The sequence below is a fragment of the Rhodoferax sp. UBA5149 genome, from assembly GCF_002413825.1.
GTDB lineage: Bacteria > Pseudomonadota > Gammaproteobacteria > Burkholderiales > Burkholderiaceae_C > Rhodoferax.
Window position 1 is genome coordinate 39,457 of sequence record NZ_DHXT01000180.1, and the last position, 6,071, is coordinate 45,527.

A 6,071-nucleotide genomic window follows, 5' to 3' on the forward strand; every position below is an offset into this window, starting at 1 on the left:
CCGAGATTGCGGCGCACCGCGACGGTCTGTCCCTACCCGACCCGATACCGGTGCTGCTGGATCGTCTGGGCCTGTTCGACCGCAGCAAAGCACCCGCACCCGATGACTACGCCACCACCAGCCAGATCAAGGATTTCGGCAAAAAGATCGACTCCACGACCGGGTTTCTTTGGCTGGTGACCGAGGGCAATGAGCGCGCGACGCAAGTCAACGCGGGCCGCGCCTACGTCCGGGTGCAGCTGGCGGCAACGGCCCAGGGCCTGTCGATGCAGCCGCTGTCGCAAGCCCTGCAGGAATATGCCGAGCAGGCCAGGCCGTATCGTGAGATCCATGCGCTGGCCGGGGCATCAGACCCTGGCCAGACCGTGCAGATGTGGGCGCGGGTCGGTTACGCGCCGGCGGTGGAGCCGGCACCACGGCGCCGGCTGCAGGAATTCATCCGGGCTTGACGTCCGGGCTCATTGATCGATTCAGCCCAGCAGTTCCACCAGCCGCGTCAAGGCATGCTGCACGGTGGACGCGCGGACCGCCGCGCGGTCGCCCGGGAAATGGCATTTCTCGGTGATCACCTGACCCGGCACGGCAAAGCCGAACCAGACCGTGCCGACCGGCTTGGCCGGGCTGCCGCCAGTCGGGCCGGCCACGCCGGTGACGGCCACCGCCACCTGCGCCTTGGAGTGGGCCAAGGCCCCCACCACCATGGCCCGCGCCGCGCCTTCGCAAACGGCGCCGGCACGGCGCAGCAGCCGCTCCTCGACGCCCAGCAGTTCTGATTTGGCGTCGTTCGAGTAGGTGACGAAGCCGCGTTCAAACCAGTTGCTGGAGCCGGCCAGGTCGGTGCAGGCGGCGGCAATCAGGCCGCCGGTGCAGCTCTCCGCCGTGACCAGTTTCAGTTCTTTATTTATAAGTAAATCGGCCAGTAGCCCACATAGATAGGGCGTAGACAGCTCTTGTTTTGATAGCACTTGAGTCATTGAAAAAATCTCCATCCGGCAATCACCAGCAAGGCGCAGGCGGCCGCCACAAAATCATCCAGCATGATGCCGCACCCGGCCTTGCGCCAGGCAGCGGGGTCGGTCGCGGTATCGACGTCATGAAACAAGCCGTCGGCCCAGCCCACGGGGCCGGGCTTGACGGCATCAAAGAAGCGGAACAGGGCGAACGCCACCAGCTGGCCCAAAAATCCGGCGGGTGTGACCAACCACAGCACCAGCCAGAAAGCCGCGATCTCGTCCCACACAATGCTGCCGGGGTCGAGTACACGCATGTGTTTGGCGGTGACGGTGCAGGCCCACCAACCCACCGGCAAAGACATGGCAATCAGCATCGCCCAGCGCGTGTCATTCATCCAGGGCTGCAGCACCAAGAACGCCAGCCAGGCCCACAGCGTGCCGGCGGTGCCGGGCGCCAGCGGGCTCAGGCCGGAGCCAAAGCCCATGGCGATGAAGTGCGCCGGATGCGACAGCATAAAGCGGGCGCTGGGGCGCACGGGGCCCGGCACCACCGGGCGTTCGGTGACCGGATTCTCGAAAGGAAACTCGTTCTGAAGCATGGCGCGATTATCGCGGAGGGGCGCTCACCGCGCTGGTCAGCCCGGTCAGCCATTGGGCCCAGTAATCGATGCAGGCGCGGATCTTGGGCAGGCGCTGGCGCTCTTGCAGCATCACGGCGTAAATCGGTATGGGGGGACTGGTGAAGTGGTCCTGCAGCAGGGGAATGAGCCGCCCCTCGCGCACCAGTGGCAAGGCGTACAGGTCATTCAGGCGCGCGATGCCCACGCCGTGCAGCACCAGACTCAGCAGCAAGGCACTGTTGTCGGTGCGGGTGTGGCCCTTGATTTGTACCTCCTTCGGACCCTGCGGGTTGCCCAGCGTCCAGCGGTTCAAGGCCGGGCTGGCGCTGCTGGCGATCAGGCGGTGGCCTTGCAAATCATCGGGGTGGGTGGGCGAGCCAAACGCGCTCAGATAGGCCGGTGCCGCGTACAGGGTGCGCCCATGCTCGCCAATCTGGCGCGCCACCAGGGTGTCGCTTTGGAGTGTGCCGCTACGGATGGCAATGTCGATGCCGTCCCGCGCCATGTCGGCGATGCGGTCGGCGGCGTTGATGTCAAGGTGCAGCTGCGGGTGGCGTTGATACAGGCCGCACAGACTGGGGGCCACCACGCATTCGGCTATCAGCGGGCTCACGCTGATGCGCACCCAGCCGCTCGGGCCAATCTGCTTGCCGGTCAGCTCGCTGCCGAGTTCCGCCGTGGTGTCCAGCAGGCGCCGGCCATAGGCCAGAAAGGTGTCGCCCTCGTCGGTCAGGCTCAGACCGTGCGTGCTGCGATGCAGCAGCCGCACGCCGCAGGCCGCCTCCAGCCGCGCCAGCGAACGGGTCACTTGACTGACCGGCACATCGCGCTCGCGGGCGGCGGCCGACAGGGTGCCGAGCTCGGCAATGCGGGTGAACAGGGCGACGTCATCGAGCTGGAGTTGCATGGCTGAATTTTGGCTTGGTTTTGCAATAAATGCAAAACCGATTTGATCAATTGGCGGTTTCCGGACTTTGGCTTATTCAATAAAGTTCAAACCATCGTCCATCCACCCGGAGCCCACCATGTTCACTCACCTTCCCGACGCCGCCACCCAGGCCCACCTGCACGACCTGGCCAAAGCCGAGGCCGTCCGTCTGCGCCAAAAGGCCATCCGACATTTCGGCCGCGAAACCGTGGACGATTTCTGGCGCGCCGCCTGCGCCAATCGAACCATGCACTCAGGGGTTTGACCATGCCGACTCTGCAACTCAAAATCTCGCCCTTGCAAAACCCGTCACGCTACCAGGCGCTGGCGGGTGCCCTCACCCGTCTGACGTCTCTGCATCTGGGCAAACGCCCGGAAGTCACGGCCGTGATGATTGACGACGTGCCCGCCGCCCGCTGGCATGTGGGAGCCAGCGATGTGCAAGGCCCGACCGCGTTCCTGGAGATCAGCGTCACGGCGGGCACCAACACGACGCAGGAAAAGGCCGCATTCATTGCCGCTGCGTTTGAGGAATTGCAAACCCAGCTGGGCGCGGGCCGGCCACTGGAGTCGGCCAGCTACGTCATCGTGCGGGAGGTGCCGGCCACCGACTGGGGCTATGGCGGCCAGACGCAGGCGGCGCGCAAGTCGGCAGGCGAACGCAGTCCTCTGAAAAACCCCTCATGATCCGGATTTTTCGACTTGGTCATCGGGCTTTGCGCGCTGGTCCCTCCACTTCTCATAGCACGCCAGGCCGCAAAAGTGCACAAAGTAGTCAGTCGCTTCAGGAACTGTCGCTTCGCTCAGGGGCACTTCCTTCAGGCATATCTCGCATGCGACGCGCTCCACGTCGACCGGCTTGTCATGGGTAGTCATGGCGCTCTCCTTTCAATTCAAACCGAAAATCCTGAGCTCACCCTGGACGAGAAATCCTCCGGCTCACTATGCGGAAATTCAGGGGCACACGCCTTGCGCAATCGCAAACCAAACACCGAAGTTGCCGCCATCCGCTGACCCGCATGACGACACAAGCCCCCTGACACCCCGTTGTCAGCAGCCCTGGCGCAGCATCAGGGCTTCTTCAACCCCTCAGGAGCTTTCCTTGAAAAATGCCATCAGCTGGTTCGAAATCCCCAGCACCCAACTCAATCAGGCGCAGGCTTTTTACGAGGCGGTGCTGGGCTGCACCCTGCGCCGCGAGCCGATGGGGCCGTCCGAGGGCGCCGTGTTTCCCTACGAGGGCGAAGGCGTTGGTGGGGCGCTCATGGCGGGCCCAAGCGCGCCGGCGCCCGGTGCGGGCAGCACCCTGGTTTATCTCGATGCCTCGCCTTCGCTGGATGCGGCGCTGGCGCGCGTCACCGTGGCGGGTGGCCGCATTGCGCTGCCGCGCCAAGCGCTGCCGCCGGGCATGGGCTTCTTCGCGCACATCACCGATCTGGACGGCAACCGCGTCGGCCTGCACGCGCTGGCGTGACGGGCGGGCAGGCCTCACAACCGAGTTAGCTACTGTTTTAATAGCACCTTGCGCACGTATCATGGGGGCTACAGCTCAAAACACTCAAAACTCCATGCGCCGCGCCGACCGCCTGTTTCAAATCGTCCAGCTGATCCGCGGCCGTCGTCTGACCACGGCGGCGCATCTGGCGCAGCGCCTGGAGGTGTCCGAGCGCACCATCTACCGCGACATCGCCGACCTGCAACACCAGGGGGTGCCGATTGAGGGCGAGGCCGGCGTCGGTTACCGCTTGGGCGCGGGCTTTGACTTGCCGCCACTGATGTTCAGCCATGACGAGGCGCGCGCGCTGGTGGCGTCGGTGCGCATGGCGCAAGTCTGGCAAGACCCGGCGCTGGCGCAAGCCGCTGAAGTGGCGCTGGGCAAAATCCTCTCGGTGCTGCCCACGGCGGCGCGGGTGGCGGCGCAGAGCATGGCGATCTACGCGCCGCCGATCGGCCTTGAGCCTGCCGTGCAAACCACGCTGCAAACCCTGCGCGAGGCGGTGCAGGCGCGCCGCAAGCTGCGGCTGGACTACCGCGATGCCAGTGATCGCTTAAGCCAGCGCACGCTGCGACCTCTCGGCTGTTTTTACTGGGGCAAGGTCTGGACGCTGGCGGCCTGGTGCGAGACCCGCCACGACTTCAGAAGTTTCCGCCTCGACCGCATGGACCGCGTGCGGCTGCTGGACGGCCCAGCGGGCCAGTTTCGCGACGAGGCCGGCAAAACCCTGGCCGACTATCTGCGCGCCGTCGCACCAGCGCAAATTCAGGCGAAGTGGTCGACCGAGGGCTAGCTGCCGGGCTGCGGAGCGCGGAGGTTGACCGCCGCACCTTCGCGAATTGAAAAAATCCGGAACGCCGCGGACCGCCTGTCCATCTAATGCACAGGAACACCTATGAACACCTTAAAAACACGGACTACCGCGCCATCAGAGGCCAGCTCGGATACCGAGCTGGTCAGTCTCGCGGCGGCCGGCAACGATCTGGCTTTCGCGCAGATCATGCGGCGTTACAACCGGCTGCTGTTTCGCACGGCACGCAGCATCCTCAAGAGCGACGACGACACGCAGGACGCGGTGCAGGAGGCCTATCTGAACGCCTGGCGTGCGCTGGCCAGCTTCCGCGCCGACGCCCGGCTGTCGACCTGGCTGGTGCGCATTGTGGTGAACGAAGCGCTCGGACGCTTGCGCCGCAGCGGCGCCCAGGTCGTCCCGCTCAACGCGGCCATGGACAGCGATGGCGAAACCCCGGAGATGCAAATGCAAGCCAACCCCGACGAGCAGCCAGACCGCGCGGCCATGCGGACCCAGGTCCGCGCCCAGATTGAAGCCCGCATAGACACCTTGCCCGAATCGTTTCGCACCGTGTTCATGCTCCGGGGCGTTGAAGAACTGACGGTGGAAGAAGTTGCGCTGGCGCTGGACATACCGGAGGCCACCGTGCGCTCCCGGTTTTTTCGGGCCCGCGGCATTTTGCGCGAGGGCCTGTCGCGTGATATCGACATGGCTCTCGGTGACGCGTTCTCATTTGCCGGCGCGCGCTGCGACCGGATCGTCGAAGGCGTGTTGGCCAAGATGGTCCACGAGCGCGAATCCTCGCGCTCGTGATCGGTGAAGTCCTATTTTTTTCTAACTGGAGATGCTCATGTCGTTCTTTCAAATGCCTTCCCCCGCTGTGGCACGGCGGCTGTTTTTGGGCCGCTCCGGCGGCCTGGTGTTGTCGGGTGCCGCCGTGGCACTGCTGGCCGGTAACGACGCGCTGGCCGCCAAGGCGGGCGGCTCCAAGGCCGGTGATATTCAAATCCTCAACACCGCGATCGGGGCCGAGCTGGAGGCCATCGCGGCCTATCAATTGGGCGCCGAAAGCCAATTGCTGACCAAGCCCGTGCTCGATCTGGCCGTGACTTTTCAGGGCCACCACAAACAGCATGTGGCGCTGCTCGCCAGCACGGTGGAAAAGCTGGGCGGCAAAGCCGCTAGTGTAGTGTTTCAATCTTGAAAGAACTTATATAATTTCGCTGAGTAGTAAGGTATCTTTGATCCACCAGAGGAGAGCATGAATGCGAGTTGCCCCAGA

The 6,071-nt window shown here is 64.6% G+C and carries 9 protein-coding genes and 2 pseudogenes; 7 read left to right on the plus strand and 4 right to left on the minus strand.

Going from position 1 to position 6,071, the window contains the following annotated elements; translation table 11 throughout:
* A pseudogene (locus B3V69_RS16275) lies at nt 1-449 on the plus strand (twin-arginine translocation pathway signal protein); the annotation flags it as partial.
* A gap of 21 nt (nt 450-470) precedes the next feature.
* Here the strand turns inward: B3V69_RS16275 and B3V69_RS16280 are convergent.
* The 3 genes from B3V69_RS16280 to B3V69_RS16290 are packed head-to-tail and all read right to left on the minus strand — an operon-like array spanning nt 471 to nt 2,480.
* A complete protein-coding gene (locus tag B3V69_RS16280; protein WP_296448052.1) occupies nt 471-974 on the minus strand; it encodes a CinA family protein in 504 nt (167 codons plus the stop codon).
* Nucleotides 971-1,552, minus strand: a complete 582-nt coding sequence (locus tag B3V69_RS16285; protein WP_296448053.1) for a phosphatidylglycerophosphatase A family protein — start codon at nt 1,550-1,552, stop codon at nt 971-973. Before B3V69_RS16285 ends, B3V69_RS16280 begins: the two co-directional genes overlap by 4 nt.
* Nucleotides 1,553-1,559: 7 nt before the next feature.
* Entirely contained in the window at nt 1,560-2,480 is a 921-nt protein-coding gene (locus B3V69_RS16290) for a LysR family transcriptional regulator (protein ID WP_296448054.1), read from the minus strand.
* A 118-nt stretch (nt 2,481-2,598) separates the two neighbouring features.
* Here B3V69_RS16290 and B3V69_RS16295 point away from each other — a divergent pair, with 118 nt between their 5' ends.
* A complete protein-coding gene (locus B3V69_RS16295; RefSeq protein ID WP_296448055.1) occupies nt 2,599-2,766 on the plus strand; it encodes a hypothetical protein in 168 nt (55 codons plus the stop codon).
* A gap of 2 nt (nt 2,767-2,768) precedes the next feature.
* Nucleotides 2,769-3,188 carry a tautomerase family protein gene (locus B3V69_RS16300; protein WP_296448056.1) on the plus strand — a complete coding sequence of 140 codons (420 nt, stop codon included), beginning with the start codon at nt 2,769-2,771 and terminating at the stop codon, nt 3,186-3,188.
* Here B3V69_RS16300 and B3V69_RS16305 read toward each other — a convergent pair.
* Nucleotides 3,183-3,377 (minus strand): DUF3330 domain-containing protein, encoded by a 195-nt coding sequence (locus B3V69_RS16305; protein WP_296448057.1) that lies wholly within the window; start codon nt 3,375-3,377, stop codon nt 3,183-3,185. The genes B3V69_RS16300 and B3V69_RS16305 overlap by 6 nt on opposite strands.
* Nucleotides 3,378-3,603: 226 nt before the next feature.
* Between B3V69_RS16305 and B3V69_RS16310 the strand changes: the two genes are divergently transcribed.
* From B3V69_RS16310 to B3V69_RS16325, 4 genes and pseudogenes are all read left to right on the plus strand, one after another.
* Nucleotides 3,604-3,975, plus strand: coding sequence for a VOC family protein (locus B3V69_RS16310; protein ID WP_296448058.1), 372 nt, complete (start codon nt 3,604-3,606; stop codon nt 3,973-3,975).
* Nucleotides 3,976-4,069: 94 nt separating this feature from the next.
* Complete coding sequence (locus tag B3V69_RS16315; RefSeq protein ID WP_296448059.1) at nt 4,070-4,789, plus strand: helix-turn-helix transcriptional regulator; 720 nt, start codon at nt 4,070-4,072, stop codon at nt 4,787-4,789.
* A gap of 102 nt (nt 4,790-4,891) precedes the next feature.
* Nucleotides 4,892-5,602 carry an RNA polymerase sigma factor gene (locus B3V69_RS16320; protein ID WP_296448060.1) on the plus strand — a complete coding sequence of 237 codons (711 nt, stop codon included), beginning with the start codon at nt 4,892-4,894 and terminating at the stop codon, nt 5,600-5,602.
* Nucleotides 5,603-5,639: 37 nt separating this feature from the next.
* Nucleotides 5,640-5,966 (plus strand): annotated as a pseudogene (locus tag B3V69_RS16325) (ferritin-like domain-containing protein); the annotation flags it as partial.
* Nucleotides 5,967-6,071 lie beyond the last annotated feature (105 nt).